General features: G+C 71.8%; 12 protein-coding genes. 8 read left to right on the top strand and 4 right to left on the bottom strand.

Going from position 1 to position 15,322, the window contains the following annotated elements:
* Positions 1 to 68: 68 nt before the first annotated feature.
* Positions 69 to 266, top strand: coding sequence for a CsbD family protein (locus FDP22_RS05365; protein WP_138575657.1), 198 nt, complete (start codon positions 69 to 71; stop codon positions 264 to 266).
* An 88-nt stretch (positions 267 to 354) separates the two neighbouring features.
* Here the strand turns inward: FDP22_RS05365 and FDP22_RS05360 are convergent, their stop codons facing one another.
* The 4 genes from FDP22_RS05360 to hutI form a co-directional block, all read right to left on the bottom strand.
* Positions 355 to 1,014 (bottom strand): flavin reductase family protein, encoded by a 660-nt coding sequence (locus tag FDP22_RS05360; RefSeq protein ID WP_138575656.1) that lies wholly within the window; start codon positions 1,012 to 1,014, stop codon positions 355 to 357.
* A 243-nt stretch (positions 1,015 to 1,257) separates the two neighbouring features.
* Positions 1,258 to 2,931 carry a urocanate hydratase gene (hutU, locus tag FDP22_RS05355; protein WP_138575655.1) on the bottom strand — a complete coding sequence of 558 codons (1,674 nt, stop codon included), beginning with the start codon at positions 2,929 to 2,931 and terminating at the stop codon, positions 1,258 to 1,260.
* A gap of 20 nt (positions 2,932 to 2,951) precedes the next feature.
* Positions 2,952 to 4,475, bottom strand: coding sequence for a histidine ammonia-lyase (gene hutH, locus FDP22_RS05350; RefSeq protein ID WP_138575654.1), 1,524 nt, complete (start codon positions 4,473 to 4,475; stop codon positions 2,952 to 2,954).
* Positions 4,466 to 5,686 (bottom strand): imidazolonepropionase, encoded by a 1,221-nt coding sequence (gene hutI, locus FDP22_RS05345; protein ID WP_138575653.1) that lies wholly within the window; start codon positions 5,684 to 5,686, stop codon positions 4,466 to 4,468. Before hutI ends, hutH begins: the two co-directional genes overlap by 10 nt.
* 133 nt (positions 5,687 to 5,819) lie before the next feature.
* Between hutI and FDP22_RS05340 the strand changes: the two genes are divergently transcribed.
* The 7 genes from FDP22_RS05340 (at position 5,820) to FDP22_RS05310 (ending at position 15,034) form a co-directional block, all read left to right on the top strand.
* Entirely contained in the window at positions 5,820 to 7,175 is a 1,356-nt protein-coding gene (locus FDP22_RS05340) for a formimidoylglutamate deiminase (protein ID WP_138575652.1), read from the top strand.
* Positions 7,175 to 7,876, top strand: coding sequence for a histidine utilization transcriptional repressor HutC (hutC, locus tag FDP22_RS05335; RefSeq protein WP_239031872.1), 702 nt, complete (start codon positions 7,175 to 7,177; stop codon positions 7,874 to 7,876). Before FDP22_RS05340 ends, hutC begins: the two co-directional genes overlap by 1 nt.
* A 103-nt stretch (positions 7,877 to 7,979) precedes the next feature.
* Positions 7,980 to 9,569: an ABC transporter substrate-binding protein gene (locus tag FDP22_RS05330; protein ID WP_138575650.1), complete on the top strand. Its 1,590-nt coding sequence runs from the start codon at positions 7,980 to 7,982 to the stop codon at positions 9,567 to 9,569.
* A 7-nt stretch (positions 9,570 to 9,576) separates the two neighbouring features.
* Positions 9,577 to 10,554, top strand: coding sequence for an ABC transporter permease (locus FDP22_RS05325; protein ID WP_239031871.1), 978 nt, complete (start codon positions 9,577 to 9,579; stop codon positions 10,552 to 10,554).
* A gap of 13 nt (positions 10,555 to 10,567) precedes the next feature.
* Positions 10,568 to 11,398 (top strand): ABC transporter permease, encoded by an 831-nt coding sequence (locus FDP22_RS05320; protein WP_138575648.1) that lies wholly within the window; start codon positions 10,568 to 10,570, stop codon positions 11,396 to 11,398.
* Positions 11,395 to 13,005, top strand: a complete 1,611-nt coding sequence (locus FDP22_RS05315) for an ABC transporter ATP-binding protein (RefSeq protein WP_138575647.1) — start codon at positions 11,395 to 11,397, stop codon at positions 13,003 to 13,005. The genes FDP22_RS05320 and FDP22_RS05315 overlap by 4 nt, the downstream gene beginning before the upstream one ends.
* Positions 13,006 to 13,624: 619 nt before the next feature.
* Complete coding sequence (locus FDP22_RS05310) at positions 13,625 to 15,034, top strand: amidase (RefSeq protein WP_138575646.1); 1,410 nt, start codon at positions 13,625 to 13,627, stop codon at positions 15,032 to 15,034.
* The last annotated feature ends 288 nt before the right edge of the window (positions 15,035 to 15,322 follow it).

Genomic DNA, 15,322 nt, shown 5'->3' with positions numbered 1-15,322 from the left:
CGCAACGGGAACCGGGCCGCCTGCCCGGGCATTGTTTCGGCGACTGCCCTCATGGAAGGAAAACGAACATGAACATGGACCAGATCAAAGGCAACTGGAAGCAGCTCAGCGGCACTCTGCAGCGCGAGTGGGGCGAGCTGACCGACGATGACGTGGCGAAGATCGAAGGCGATCAGACCAAGCTCGCCGGCATTCTCCAGGAGAAGTACGGCATCGCCAAGGAAGAGGCGGAGAAGCGCATCGACGAGTGGTCGAGCCGCAACTGATCCGCCGCGGCGGGGCGTATCCCGCCCGCCGCTACCCGATGACGACAGGGGCGCCTCCCACCGGGGGCGCCCCTTTCTGCCTGCGCGATCACACCTTCACGCGCCCCTCCAGCCCCTGGCCGGCCGCGGCGGTGGAACCGGGAATGCGCATCTCGAAGGTCTCGGTGACCGAGGTGTAATCGTAGTAGCCCATGCGGGCGAGCGGCCGGATGGCGGGAATGTCGATCTTGCCATCGGGGGTGATCACCCGGTCCGCCACGTGAATGCGCATCACCTCGCCATAGACCACGTCCACCGTGCCGAGCGCGCTGCGCCCCTCCAGCCGGTGGGTCTGCATGTAGCGGCATTCGAAATGGCACGGGCTCTCGGCCACGCGCGGGCCGGGCGCGTCCACACAGGCGGCCTTGGTGACCCCGGCACGCTCGAACTCGTCCACCCCGCGCGGCAGGTCCTCGGCGGAGCGGTTCACCGCCTCGCGCAGGTCATAGGTCGCCATGTTCCACACGAACCAGCCGGTTTCCTCAGCGTTCAGCACCGTGTCCTTGCGGCGGCCGTCGGCATAGAGATTGGCGGCGAACATCACCATGGGCGGGTCGAAGGTGAGGTTCTGCCATTGGCTGTAGGGCGCCAGGTTGGCCCGGCCATCGGCGGAGACGGTCGACAGCCAGCCGATCGGGCGGGGCACGGTGCAGGCCTTGAAGGGCGAGAACGGCAGCGGGCAGGCCTCGGAGGCCGGAGCGTAATGCATGGGTGGTCCTTCCTGTCAGGTAGTTTTTTCCTCTCCGGCGCCGGGGCCGGCGCCGCGCCGCCCCGGCGGTGGAGCCGGGGCGTCTCTGCCCGGCGCGGGGCGGCGGGCGGCAGTGGCTCCGGGTCGGGACCGGAGCAGGGGCGGCCGGCGGTCCGGCCTTGCCCGAAGCGGGGGCCGCCCCGCAGTCCGGGCGGGCCCGGGGCACGGGCGGTGCAGGCTCGGGGCCCGTCCCGGCACGCGGCCTCAGGTGCCGAGGATGCCGGGCAGGCGCAGGCCCTTCTCGCGGGCGCAGTCCAGCGCGGTGTCATAGCCGGCATCGGCATGGCGCATCACGCCGGTGGCCGGGTCGTTCCACAGCACGCGCTCCAGCCGGGCCGCGGCCTCGGGCGTGCCGTCGGCCACCACCACCATGCCGGCATGCTGGGAGAACCCCATGCCCACGCCGCCGCCGTGATGCAGGCTGACCCAGGTCGCGCCGGAGGCGGTGTTGAGCAGGGCGTTGAGCAGCGGCCAGTCCGACACCGCGTCCGAGCCGTCGCGCATCGCCTCCGTCTCGCGGTTCGGGCTGGCGACGGAGCCGCTGTCGAGATGGTCGCGCCCGATCACCACCGGGGCCTTCAGCTCGCCGCGCGCCACCATCTCGTTGAAGGCGAGGCCGAGGCGGTGGCGGTCGCCCAAGCCCACCCAGCAGATGCGCGCCGGCAGGCCCTGGAAGGCGATGCGCTCGCGCGCCATGTCGAGCCAGCGGTGCAGGGGGGCGTTGTCGGGCAGGATCTCCTTCACCTTCGCGTCGGTGCGGTAGATGTCCTCCGGGTCTCCCGACAGCGCGCACCAGCGGAACGGCCCGATGCCGCGGCAGAACAGCGGCCGGATATAGGCCGGCACGAAGCCGGGGAAGGCGAAGGCGTCCTCCAGCCCCTCGTCCAGCGCCATCTGCCGGATGTTGTTGCCGTAATCGACCGTGGGCACGCCGGCGCGGTGGAAGTCGAGCATCGCCTTCACCTGCACGCGCATCGAGGCCTTGGCGGCGGCGCTCACCGCCTTCGGGTCCGCCTCGCGCATCTCGCGCCATTTCCCCAGGGTCCAGCCCTGCGGCAGGTAGCCGTTCACCGGGTCATGGGCGGAGGTCTGGTCGGTCACGATGTCGGGGCGCACACCGCGCGCCACCAGCTCGGGAAAGACATCCGCCGCATTGCCCAGCAGGCCGACGGATTTCGCCTCGCCCGCCGCGGTCCAGCGCGCGATCATCTCCAGTGCCTCGTCCAGGCTGGTGGCTCTCTCGTCCACGTAGCGGGTGCGCAGGCGGAAATCGATGCGGGTCTGGTCGCATTCCACCGCGAGGCAGCAGGCCCCGGCCATCACCGCGGCCAGCGGCTGCGCGCCGCCCATGCCGCCGAGGCCCCCGGTGAGCACCCAGCGGCCCGTGAGATCGCCGCCGTAATGCTGGCGCCCGGCCTCCGCGAAGGTTTCGAACGTGCCCTGCACGATGCCCTGCGTGCCGATGTAGATCCACGACCCGGCCGTCATCTGGCCGTACATCATCAGCCCCTTGCGATCGAGCTCGTTGAAATGCTCCCAGGTGGCCCAGTGCGGCACGAGGTTGGAATTGGCGATCAGCACCCGCGGCGCGTTCTCATGGGTGCGGAAGATGCCCACCGGCTTGCCGGACTGCACGAGCAGGGTCTCGTCCGCCTCCAGGCTCTTCAGGCTGGCGACGATCCGGTCGAAATCCTCCCAGGTGCGCGCCGCCCGGCCGATGCCGCCATAGACCACCAGCTCATGCGGGTTCTCCGCCACGTCGGGGTGGAGGTTGTTCATCAGCATCCGCATCGGCGCCTCGGTGAGCCAGCTTTTCGCGCTGATCTCCGGGCCTGTGGGGGGGAATATGTCGCGCAGGTTGTGGCGAGGGTCGGTCATGTCACGGGGTCCTATCTGGCTCAGGCGCCGAGCGGCGGAACGGAGAGGCCGGAGGCGGCGGCGGCCGCGCCGGAGCGGATGAGGGCCGCGGCGGCCTCCAGGTCCGGGGCGAGGTAGCGGTCCTCCTGCAGCGGCGGCACCTCGCGGCGCAGGCGCGCGATCACCGCCTGCAGAGGGGCCGAGGTTTCCAGCGGGGCGCGAAAGCCGATGCCCTGCGCGCCGCAGATCAGCTCGATCCCCACGATGCGGCCCAGATTGTCGGCCATGTCCATCAGCCGCCGCGCGCCATGGGCGGCCATGGAGACATGGTCCTCCTGGTTGGCGGATGTGGGGGTGCTGTCGGTCGAGCAGGGGTTGGCGCGCTGCTTGTTCTCGCTCATCAGCGCGGCGGAGGTGACCTCGGCGATCATCAGCCCGGAGTTCAGCCCCGGCGCGGGGGTGAGGAAGGGCGGCAGGTCGTGGCTCAGCGTCGGATCGACCATCAGCGCGATGCGGCGTTGCGAGATGGCGCCGATCTCCGCCAGCGCCAGCGCGATGATGTCCGCGGCGAAGGCCACCGGCTCGGCGTGGAAATTGCCCCCCGAGACGATGGCGCCGGAGATCACCAGCGGGTTGTCGGTCACCGCGTTCGCCTCGATCTCCAGCGTGGCGGCGGCCTGGCGCATCAGGTCCATCGCGGCCCCGGTCACCTGCGGCTGGCAGCGGATGCAATAGGGGTCCTGCACGCGGGCGTCGCCCTCGCGGTGGCTCTCGCGGATCTCCGAGCCGTCGAGCAGGGCGCGCAGGAAGGCGGCGGTCTCGGCCTGGCCGCGGTGGCCGCGCAGGGCGTGGATCTCCGGCTCCAGCGGTGCGGTGGAGCCCATGATCGCGTCGGTCGAGAGGGCGGAGGCGACCAGTGCGCCTTCCGCGCACCGCCAGCCCTCGAACAGCCCGGCCAGCGCGAAGGCGGTGGAGAACTGCGTGCCGTTGATCAGGCCCAGCCCCTCCTTCGGGCCCAGCTCCACCGGGGCGATGCCGGCTTCGGCCAGCGCCTCGGCCCCGGGCAGCACCCGGCCGCGAACCTCCGCCTCGCCCTCGCCGATCAGCACCGCCGTCATGTGGGCGAGGGGCGCGAGGTCGCCCGAGGCCCCCACCGAGCCCTGCGCCGGGATCACCGGGGTGACGCCCTTGGCCAGCATGGCCTCGATGCGCTCGATCACCAGCCAGCGCACGCCGGAGGCGCCGCGCCCGAGCGAGGCGATCTTCAGGGCCATCATCAGCCGGGTCACCCGGCGCGGAATGGCCGGGCCCACGCCCGAGCAATGCGACAGGATGAGGTTGCGCTGCAGGGTGGCCGTGTCCTCCGGGGCGATCTTGACCGAGGCGAGCTTGCCGAACCCGGTGTTCACGCCGTAGACCGCAGCGCTGCCCGCGGCGGCCTCGGCCACCCGGGCCACGGCGGCGTCCACCGCCGGTTTCGCGGCGGGGTCGATCGCCACGGCGCATTCCTCGAAGTAGATCCGGGCGAGCGTGTCGAGGCGCAACGCCCCAGGGGTCAGTTGCATTCCAGACCTCCGAACCACCGCGTGTGCAGCGGGTTGAAACCGATACGATAGGCGAGTTCCGCCGGGTGGGCCACGTCCCAGGCGGCCAGGTCCGCGCGCATGCCGGGGGCGATCATGCCGCAATCGGCGATGCCGAGGGCCCGGGCCGCCTCGCGGGTGACGCCGGCCAGCGCCTCCTCCGGGGTGAGGCGGAACAGCGTGCAGCCCATGTTGAGCGTGAGCAGCAGCGAGGTGAGTGGCGAGGTGCCGGGGTTGCAGTCGCTCGCCAGCGCGATGGGCACGCCGGCGGCGCGCAAGCCCGCCACCGGGGGCAGTTTCGTCTCGCGCAGGGTGTAGAACGCGCCGGGCAGCAGCACGGCCACGGTGCCGGCCCGGGCCATGGCGGCCACGCCCTCCGCCCCGAGATATTCCAGGTGATCGGCCGAGAGCGCGCCGTAGCCCGCCGCCAGCGCCGCCCCGCCGAGGTCGGAAAGCTGCTCGGCATGGAGCTTGACCGGCAGGCCGAGGGCACGCGCCGTGTCGAACACACGGGAGATTTCCTTCGGGCTGAAGGCGATGCCCTCGCAGAACCCGTCCACCGCGTCCACCAGCCCCTCGGCATGGGCGGCGCGCAGCGTGGGGAGGCAGACCTCCTCGAGATAGGCGCCGGAGCGGCCCGTGTACTCCGCCGGCACTGCATGGGCGCCGAGGAAGCTGGTCACCACCCGCACCGGGCGCAGCCGCTCCAGCGCGCGGGCGGCGCGCAGCATGCGCAGCTCGGTTTCCCGGTCCAGCCCGTAGCCGGATTTCACCTCGATCAGTGTCAGCCCTTCGGCCAGCAGCGCGTCCAGCCGGGGCAGGGCGGCGGCGATCAGCGCCTCTTCCGGGGCCGCCCGGGTGGCGCGCACGGAGGAGACGATGCCGCCGCCGGCCCGCGCCACCTCCTCGTAGCTCGCGCCCTCCAGCCGCATCTCGAACTCGCGCGCGCGGTCTCCGCCGAAGACGATATGGGTGTGGCAGTCGATCAGCCCGGGCGTGAGCAGCCGCTGCCCGAGGTCTCGCCGGGGCAGCCCGGCATGCTCCGCCGGCATCTCCGCCGCCGGCCCCGCCCAGGCGATTCGCCCGCTGCGCAGGGCCACGGCGCCGGCCTCCACCAGCCCGTAGGGCCGGCCCGGCTGCAGCGTGGCAAGCGTCGCGTTGGTGAGGAGCAGGTCAGGACTGGGCTCTGGCATCGGCGCGCGTTCCCCCGGGGTTGTCGTCGCGGTGTCTGGGAAAATGTAGGAGAGGAGCGTTTTTATGTCTACACATATTTACCGAAGCCCGGCGCCGCGCTAGACTTGCCTCCATCGCCAGCAGGAGGCCGCCATGACCCATTCCACCACGCTCATCACCGGCACCCACGCGCTGCTGCCCGGGGGCTGGGCGCGCGACGTGGCGCTTGACGTCAACCCGGACGGCACCATCGCCGCGGTGCGCACCGGGGTGGAGGGGGCGCCGCCGCGCATCCTGCTGCCCGCGCCCTCGAACCTGCACAGCCATACCTTCCAGCGCGCCATGGCGGGGATGACCGAGGCCCGCGCCCCGGGGCGCGACAGTTTCTGGACCTGGCGGGTGCTGATGTACCGCTTCCTCGACCTGCTGAGCCCGGAGCAGATCGGCGCCATCGCCGCCATGGCCTTCGTGGAGATGCAGGAGGCGGGCTTCGCCGCGGTGGCGGAGTTCCACTACCTGCACCACCAGCCCGGCGGCACGCCCTATGACGACATTGCCGAGACCTCGCGGCGCATCTTCGCCGCGGCGCGCGACACCGGCATCGGCCTCACCCACCTGCCGGTGCTCTACAGCCACGGCGGGGCGGGGGCGCAGCCGCTGGAGGGCGGGCAGAAGCGCTTCGGCAACGACATGGAGCGCTTCTCCCGGCTGATGATGGCGCTGGACCTCGAGGGCATGCCGGGGGACACGCGCATCGGCGTGGCGCCGCATTCGCTGCGCGCGGTCACGCCGGATGTCTTCGCGCATCTCTCCTCGCCCGGGCCGATCCACATCCACGCCGCCGAGCAGGAGCGCGAGGTGGAGGAGATCGAGGCCTGGCTGGGCGCGCGCCCGGTGCAATGGCTGCTGGACAATGCCGGGCTCTCCGAGCGCTGGTGCCTCATCCACTGCACCCAGATGCGCCCCGAGGAGACCGAGGCGCTGGCCCGCTCCGGCGCCGTGGCCGGCCTCTGCCCGGTGACGGAGGCGAACCTGGGCGACGGCATCTTCGACGGTCCGCGCTTCCTCGCGGCCGGGGGCGCGCTGGGGCTGGGCAGCGATTCCAACATCCGCATCAGCCTCGGCCAGGAGCTGCGCGCGCTGGAATACAGCCAGCGCCTGCGCGACCGGGCGCGCAACGTGATGGCGCCCGCGGGCGGCGGCTCGGTGGGCGAGACCCTGTTCCTGCGCGCCTGCGCCGGCTCCGCCCGGGCGTTGGACCGGGAGGCCGGCGCGCTGGCTCCCGGCCGGCTGGCCGACGTGATGGCGCTGGATGCCGGCGCCCTCGCCCTGGCCGGGCTGACGCCGCAGCAATTCCTCGACGGCTGGATCTTCGCCGCGCCGGACACCTCGGTGGCCGATCTCTGGTCCGCCGGGCGGCACTGCGTGGTGGCCGGCCGCCACGTGGCGCGCACCCAGGTGGAGCATGACTACCGCGCGGCGATAACGGCGCTCACCGGCGCGCTGTGATGGCGAGCTTCCGCGACATCAAGGAGGATATCCTGGCGCGGATCTCGGCGCGCGAATGGGCCCCGGGAGACCTGATCCCGAACGAGGTCGACCTTGCCACCCGCTACGGCTCGGCCCGCTCCACGGTGAACCGCGCGCTGCGCGAGCTGGCGGAGGCCGGGCTGCTGGAGCGGCGCCGCCGCGCCGGCACCCGGGTGGCCCGGCGCAACTGGCGCGGCGCCTTCTTCGAGATCCCGCTGGTGCGCGCGGAGGTGGAGCGGGCGGGCGGCCGCTACGGCTACCACCTGCTGGAGCGGCGCGCGGAGGGGGCGGGCCCGGAGGCCGCGGCGCGGCTGGAGCTTCCCGCCGGCGCACCGGTGCTGTTCCTGCGCTGCCTGCATTTCGCCGACGGGCTGCCGCACCAGCTCGAGACCCGCTGGATCAACCTTTCCGAGGTGCCCGCCGCCGGGGCCATGCCCTTCGAGCGCGAGGGGCCGAACGAATGGCTGGTGCGCGAGGTGCCCTGGTCCAGTTCCGAGCACGTGTTCCTGGCCGCGATGCCGGACGCGGGAGAACGCGGCCTGCTGGGCATGGAGGCCGGCGAGCCGCTCTTCGTGCTGGAGCGGCGCACCTGGTCGGCGCAGGCCACCATCACCTGGGCGCGGCTGGCGCATCCGGGGGCGCGCTTCCGCATGGTCTCGCGCACGGACCCCACCGGCTGACCCCTGCACGATGGTGAATGGCCCCTACTCATGAGACCGGGCCATTGACGGCCCCTAGCATTCATGGCGAAGTCACCGTTCCCCCATCCAGTGAGGATCTGCCATGAATCGCCGCGAATTCAATCACCTGCTGTTCATGTCCGGCGCGGTTGCCGTCAGCGGGGCCGGTCTTGGCCGCCCCGCCTTCGCCCAGGCCGCCGAGGGCGGGCTCACCGCCATCATCCAGCCGGAGCCGCCGATCCTGCAGCTTGCCCTCAACCAGCAGACCCCCACCGGCGTGGTGGGCGGCAAGATCTACGAGAGCCTGCTGAGCTACGACCTGAAGCTGACCCCCGGCCCGCAGCTGGCCGAGAGCTGGGAGATGTCCGAGGACGGGCTCACCTACACCTTCCACCTGGTGCGGAACGCCAAGTGGCATGACGGCGCGCCCTTCACCGCCGCCGATGTGGTGTTCACCTGCGACGATTTCCTGAAGGAAGTGCACCCGCGCGCCCGTGCCACCTTCGAGCGCTGCGAGAGCATCACCGCGCCGGACGACTACACCGTGGTGTTCAAGCTGAAGGAGCCGTTCGCGCCCTTCCTGCTGGCCTTCGAGACCTCCTCCGCCCCGATGGTGCCCAGGCACCTCTACGAGGGCGAGGACTACCGCAACTCCGAGCACAACCAGACGCCCATCGGCACCGGCCCGTTCAAGTTCAACGAATGGGTGCGCGGCAGCCACATCCACCTGCAGGCCTTCGACGAGTATTACCGCGAGGGCGAGCCGCATCTCACCGAGATCTACTACCGGGTGATCCCGGACGCCGCCTCCCGCTCCGTGGCGCTGGAGACCGGCGAGGCCCAGCTCGCCCAGTGGGGCGACGTGGAGACCTTCGACGTGGAGCGCCTCTCCGCCCTGCCGCACCTGACGATGACCACCCAGGGCTACGAGTTCTTCTCCCCCGTCTCCTGGCTGGAATTCAACTGCCGCAACAAGCCGATGGACGACAAGCGCTTCCGCCAGGCGGTGATGCACCTGATCGACCGCGAGTTCATCCGCGACCGCATCCTCTTCGGCCTCGCCAAGGTGGCGACCGGGCCCATCGCCTCCACCACCCGTTTCTACGACGGCGACGTGAAGCAGTATGAACTCTCCATCGAGAAGGCCACGGCCCTGCTCGACGAGATGGGCCTCACCCCCGGTTCCGACGGCAACCGCGTGACCATTGACTACCCCGTCCCGCCCTATGGCGAGACCTGGGTGCGCACGGCGGAGTTCATCCGCCAGGCGTTGGCGCAGGGCGGCATCAACGTGAACCTGATCTCCACGGACGTGGCCGGCTGGGCCTCCTCCGTGTCGAACTGGGAGTTCGACATCACCACCAACATGCTCTACCAGTTCGGTGACCCGGCGCTGGGCGTTGCCCGCACCTATGTCTCGTCCAACATCCGCAAGGGCGTCATGTTCACCAACACCGCCGGCTACTCCAACCCCGAGGTCGACCGGCTGTTCGCCGAGGCCGCGGTGGCGACCTCCGACGACACGCGCCAGGCTCTCTACTCCGAGGTGCAGAAGCTGCTCGTGGAGGAAGTGCCGGTGGCCTGGCTGACCGAGAACCAGTTCCCGACGATCTACGACAACCGGCTGGAAGACCTGATCGTCTCGGCCACCGGGGTGAATGCCAACTTCGCCTCTGCCAGATACGCGGGATAATCACGGCGTGCTTCAGATACGACGCATCGGTGTGCGGCTGGCCGGGCTGGCCGCCACCATCCTCGTCATCGCGACGATCAACTTCATCCTGGTGCATGCCGCGCCGGGGGACCCGGCCTCGGTGATGGCCGGGCAGTCTGGCGCCACGGACGAGAAGTTCCTCGCGCAGGTGCGGGCCGATTACGGGCTGGACCAGCCCTACATCGTCCAGCTCGGCACCTACCTGGGCAAGGTGGTGCAGTTCGACCTGGGCTACTCCTTCCGCCAGCGGCGCGACGTGGCGGACCTGATCCTGGAGCGGCTCTGGCCCACGCTGCTGCTCACCCTCACCGCGTTCACCCTGGCGCTCGCCGGGGGGATCTTCCTCGGCGCGCTGGCCGGGCGGCGGGCCGGGCGCTGGTCGGACACGCTGATCTCGATGGGCGCGCTGCTGCTCTACGCCACGCCGGTGTTCTGGCTGGGGCTGATGCTGGTGCTGGTGTTCTCCATCCAGCTCGGCTGGCTGCCGGCCTTCGGCTATGTCTCCATCCGCTCCGAGAGCTTCTCCACCTGGCGGTACATCACCGATGTCGCCGCGCACCTGGTGCTGCCGGCGGTCTCGCTCGCGGCGATCTACATGGCGGTCTACACCCGGCTCATGCGCTCCTCCATCATCGAGGTGAGCCATGAGGACCACGTGAAGACCGCCCGCGCCAAGGGCCTCACCGAGGGGCGCATCCTGCGCCGGCACATGCTGCGCAACGCCTCGCTGCCGGTGATCACCTTCGCCGGCCTGCAGGCGGGCGCGATGATCGGCGGCGCCGTGGTGGTGGAGACGGTCTTCGCCTGGCCCGGCCTCGGCCGCCTCACCTACGACGCGGTGCTGCAGCGCGACTATCCGGTGCTGCTGGGCCTCTTCCTGGTGATGTCGGTGCTGGTGATCCTGGTGAACCTGCTCACCGACCTGATCTACCGGATGATCGACCCGCGGCTCGCGGCGCGCTGAGGGACCCGAACAGATGAACGACACGCTCAAGACCTTCCTCACCCGCAAGTCCGGCGTCATCGGGCTGGTGCTGCTCACGCTCATGGTGCTGCTGGCCGTGCTCGCGCCGCTGCTCTACCCGGCCTCCCCCTGGGAGATCACCGGCGTGCCCTTCGCAGCCCCCGGCGAATACGGCATGCTGCTGGGCTCGGACACGCTGGGCCGCGACATCGCCTCGGGCATCGCGCATGGCGCCCGCGTCTCGCTGCTGATCGGGGTGGCCTCCACCCTCGCGGCGCTGCTGATCGGCGTGGTGCTGGGCTGCATTGCCGGCTATTTCGGCGGCTGGGTGGACATGCTGGTGATGCGCTTCACCGAGATCTTCCAGACCATCCCGAACTTCGTGCTCGCCATCCTGCTGGTGGCGATCCTGAACCCCACGCTCTGGACCATCATCATGGCCATCGGCATCGTGAGCTGGCCGCCGCTGGCCCGCCTCACCCGCGCGCAGGTGATGACCATCTCCACGCGGGAGTTCATCTCCGCCGCGCGCTGCCAGGGCCAGTCCACCGCCTCCATCGTGCTGCGCCACGTGCTGCCGAACGCGATCTCGCCGATCATCGTCACCGGCTCGCTCACCATCGCCACCGCCATCCTCATCGAGGCGGCGCTGAGCTTCATGGGGTTGGGCGACCCGAACAACATGTCCTGGGGCTTCATGGTGGGCGCCGGGCGCACGGTCATCCGCCAGGCCTGGTGGATGAGCGTGTTCCCCGGCCTCGCCATCCTGATCACCGTGGTGGCGATCAACCTCGTCGGCGAGGCCCTGAACGATGCCCTCAACCCCCGGATCTCGCGCTCATGACCCTGCTCTCCATCCGAGATCTCGCGCTCGACCTCCCCGCGGGCGCCGACCGGCCCCGGGCGGTGGACGGGGTGTCCTTCGACATCGCGGCGAACGAGATCGTCTGCCTCGTGGGGGAGAGCGGCTCCGGCAAGTCGATGACGGCGCATGCCATCCTCGGCCTGCTGCCGCCCAAGGTGCGCCCGGGCGGCGGCGAGCTGGTGTTCGAGGGCCGGGACCTGCTGACGGCCACGGAGGCGGAGATGCGCGCCCTGCGCGGCGCCGGCATCTCGATGATCTTCCAGGAGCCGCTGACCGCGCTCAACCCGCTCAAGCGCGTGGGCGAGCAGGTGGCCGAGGCCATCCTCACCCATGATCCGAAGGCGCGGGACGCGAAGGCCCGCACCGTGGCGCTCTTCGCCGACGTGGGCCTGCCGGACCCGGCATCGGCGGTGCGCGCCTTTCCCTTCCAGCTTTCCGGCGGCCAGCGCCAGCGGGTGATGATCGCCATGGCGCTGGCCAACAACCCGCGCCTGCTCATCGCCGACGAGCCCACCACCGCGCTCGACGTCACCACCCAGCGCCAGATCCTCGACCTGATCAAGAAGCTGCAGGCCGAGCGCGGCATGGGGGTGCTGTTCATCACCCATGACATCGGCGTGGTGGCCGATATCGCCGACCGCGTGGTGGTGCTGCGCTACGGCCGCGTGGTGGAGCAGGGGCCGGCGGCCGCCGTGCTCAACACGCCGGCGGAGGAGTACACCCGCCACCTGCTGGCCGCCGTGCCGGGCCGCGGCGCCCCCGCCCATGCCGAGAGCCGCGGCGAGGTGCTGCTCGAGGTGGCCGGGCTGATGAAGACCTTCGTCACGAAGCAGGGCTTCTTCGCCCCCGAGCGCCGGGTGATCGCGGCCGGCGGGCTCGACTTCCGCCTGCGCCGCGGCGACACGCTGGCCGTGGTGGGCGAGAGCGGCTCGGGCAAGTCCACCCTCGCGCGCATGGTGCTGCGGCTGATCGAGGCCGACGACGGTGCCATCCGCTACAAGGGCGCGGACGTGAGGCTGATGCGCGGCGAGGCGCTGCGCCAATTCCGCCGCCGCGCCCAGATCGTGTTCCAGGACCCCTACGCCTCGCTCGACCCCCGGCTGAAGGTGGGCGAGAGCATCGTGCGCGGCCCGATGGCCTTCGGCACCTCGCGCGCAGATGCCACGGCCACGGCGAAGCGCTGGCTGGACCGGGTGGGCCTGGGCGCCACCGCCTTCGGGCGCTACCCGCACGAATTCTCCGGCGGCCAGCGCCAGCGCGTGTGCATCGCCCGCGCCCTGGCGCTGGAGCCGGAGCTGCTGATCGCCGACGAGGCCGTCTCGGCCCTCGACGTCTCGGTTCAGGCGCAGGTGCTGGACCTGCTGGCGGAGCTGAAGTCGGAGTTCGGCCTGTCGATGATGTTCATCACCCATGACCTGCGGGTGGCGCGCGAGATCGCGGACCGTATCATCGTGATGAAGACCGGGCTGATCGTGGAGCAGAGCGGCGCGGCCGAGCTGTTCGACGCGCCGAAGGCCGAATACACCGCCGAGCTGCTGGCCGCCGTGCCGGGGCGCGCCTTCTTCGCCTCCCGCGCCACGCCCTGAGCGGCCGCGCCGGACCGGCCCCGCGCCGGGGACGGCCGTCGGGCGCAACGCCTTCGCCCCGCCCCGCGCGCCCCAGGGGCAGGCTCCGGCCGCGCTCCGCGGAGGAGGGACTCAGCGCCACGACAGCCTTGGTGGTGGCGCGCCCGGCATGATCCACGCCGCCCGTTTGCGGGCGGCAGCCCCGCCGCGGCGCGGCCGTGTCGCTTTCCGCGTTGCCCTCTGCCGGGGTACGACCATTCGGCCTTCCGCGCGACGTCCTGAGCGGCGCGGGCGGGCCGCGCGGACAGGGGGCTCACACTCCACCGCGCCGCGGGCGGTCGGGGCGCTTTCCGTACGGCCCTCTGCGGGGCCTGGCCGTGCCGCCTTCCGCGCGGCGTCCCGAGCGGGGCGGGCGCGTTGCGCGGACAGGGGGTCACACTCCGTCGCGCCCGCGGGCGGGCGCGCTCCCGGTGGCCCGGATGGGGGCTGCGGAGGATAGACACCCGCGCCCGCGAATGGTTGTCTGCGGGGCGGACCGGGGCGGACCGGGGCGGACCGGGGCGCGCGGCGCGAGGGGGTTCTGCCGGCGGGTCCGGCAGGTGGCGGTGCATCGGACGTGAACGGAAAAGGGGAACGGGCAATGAGCGACGATCTTTGGAGCTGGACCGCGAGCGACCTCGCCACGGGGATCGCCGCCGGCGCGATCTCCTCGGAGGAGGCGACGCTGAGCGCGCTGGCGCGCATGGAGGCGGTGAACCCCGCCCTGAACGCGGTGGTGGACCCGCTGCCCGAGGCCGCGCTGGAGGCGGCCCGCGCCGCCGATGCCGCCCGCGCCGCCGGCGCGCCGCTCGGGCCCCTGCACGGCGTGCCCGTCACCGTGAAGGTGAACGTGGACTATGCCGGGCGCGCCACGACCAACGGTGTCGTGGCGCTGAAGGACCACATCGCCCCGGCCGACGGCTCCGTGGTGCGCAACCTGCGTGCCGCGGGCGCGGTGATCCTCGGGCGCACCAACACCCCCGCCTTCTCCTACCGCTGGTTCACCGAGAACGACCTGCATGGCGAGACCCGCAACCCCTGGAACGCGGGCGTGACCCCCGGCGGCTCGTCCGGCGGCGCCTCCTCGGCCACCGCCGCGGGCGTGGGCGCGATGGGGCACGGCAACGACATCGGCGGCTCGGTGCGTTATCCCGCCTATTGCTGCGGCCTGTTCGGGCTGCGGCCCACCTCCGGGGTGATCCCGGCCTTCAACCCGAGCCAGACGGCGGAGCGGCCGATCGTGAGCCAGATGTCCTCTGTGCAGGGGCCGCTGGCCCGCTCGGTGGCCGACATCCGCCTGTCGATGACCGCGATGGCCCCGCGCGATCCGCGCGACGTGTGGTGGACGCCCTCTCCCGCCTTCGACCCCGTGGCGGTGCACCGCCCCTGCCGGGTGGCGGTGCTGGCGGAGGCCGAGGCGGGCCCGACGGACCCGGTGGTCTCCGCTGCCATCCGCCGCGCCGCGGGCTGGCTGGCCGATGCGGGCTACGAGGTGGAGGAGGTCGCCCCGCCTTCGCTGGAGGAGGCCGCGCAGCTCTGGGTGCAGATCCTCGGCAACGAGATCCTGGGCGGGTTCTACGACACGCTGGTCACCCACGGGGACGACCGGGTGCGCCACTCCGCGGGGTATCTGATGCGGAAGGTGACGGAGCTGGGGCGGGCGGAGTTCCTCGCCGCCTTCGGCCGGCGCAGCACGCTGTTGCGCCAGTGGCTCACCTTCTTCGAGGACTGGCCGCTGGTGCTCACCGCCTCGGGCTGGCAGCGCCCCTATCCGCTGGGCCATGACCAGAAGCCGGATGCGGACCTGCCGACGCTGTTCTCCGAACTGTCGCCGATGATCGCCCCGCCGATCCTCGGCCTGCCCGGGCTGGCGGTGCCGACCGGGGAGGAGGGCGGCTTGCCCACCGGGGTGCAGCTGCTCGCCGGGCGCTTCCAGGAGAACCTGATGCTCTCGGCAGGCGCGGTGATCGAGGCGCGCGCCCCCGCCGTCCGCCCCATCGACCCGCGCTGAGCCCGGCGCGGCGCCGCCACCCCGGCGCGGTCTCGCGGCGCCGTGAAAAAGGGGGTGGACACCGGCCGGCCGCCATGGGCCTGATCTCGGGTCCTCGGGTCCTCGGGTCCTCGGGTCCTCGGGTCCTCGGGTCCTCGGGTCCTCGGGTCCTCGGGTCCTCGGGTCCTCGGGTCCTCGGGTCCTCGGGTCCTCGGGTCCTCGGGTCCTCGGGTCCTCGGGTCCTCGGGTCCTCGGGTCCTCGGGTCCTCGGGTCCTCGGGTCCTCGGGTCCTCGGGTCCTCGGGGGGGA

The organism is Paroceanicella profunda (assembly GCF_005887635.2).
Lineage (GTDB): Bacteria > Pseudomonadota > Alphaproteobacteria > Rhodobacterales > Rhodobacteraceae > Paroceanicella > Paroceanicella profunda.
The sequence above is the reverse complement of the archived record's forward strand: the minus strand, read 5'-3'. Positions and strand labels throughout refer to the sequence as shown.

Coding starts and splice junctions, on each gene's coding strand:
- FDP22_RS05340 (WP_138575652.1), top strand. CDS start 5,820: ATGACCCATTCCACCACGCTCATCACCGGCACCCACGCGCTGCTGCCC.
- FDP22_RS05320 (WP_138575648.1), top strand. CDS start 10,568: ATGAACGACACGCTCAAGACCTTCCTCACCCGCAAGTCCGGCGTCATC.
- FDP22_RS05365 (WP_138575657.1), top strand. CDS start 69: ATGAACATGGACCAGATCAAAGGCAACTGGAAGCAGCTCAGCGGCACT.
- FDP22_RS05310 (WP_138575646.1), top strand. CDS start 13,625: ATGAGCGACGATCTTTGGAGCTGGACCGCGAGCGACCTCGCCACGGGG.
- hutI (WP_138575653.1), bottom strand. CDS start 5,686: ATGCCAGAGCCCAGTCCTGACCTGCTCCTCACCAACGCGACGCTTGCC.
- FDP22_RS05360 (WP_138575656.1), bottom strand. CDS start 1,014: ATGCATTACGCTCCGGCCTCCGAGGCCTGCCCGCTGCCGTTCTCGCCC.
- FDP22_RS05330 (WP_138575650.1), top strand. CDS start 7,980: ATGAATCGCCGCGAATTCAATCACCTGCTGTTCATGTCCGGCGCGGTT.
- FDP22_RS05315 (WP_138575647.1), top strand. CDS start 11,395: ATGACCCTGCTCTCCATCCGAGATCTCGCGCTCGACCTCCCCGCGGGC.
- hutH (WP_138575654.1), bottom strand. CDS start 4,475: ATGCAACTGACCCCTGGGGCGTTGCGCCTCGACACGCTCGCCCGGATC.
- hutC (WP_239031872.1), top strand. CDS start 7,175: ATGGCGAGCTTCCGCGACATCAAGGAGGATATCCTGGCGCGGATCTCG.
- hutU (WP_138575655.1), bottom strand. CDS start 2,931: ATGACCGACCCTCGCCACAACCTGCGCGACATATTCCCCCCCACAGGC.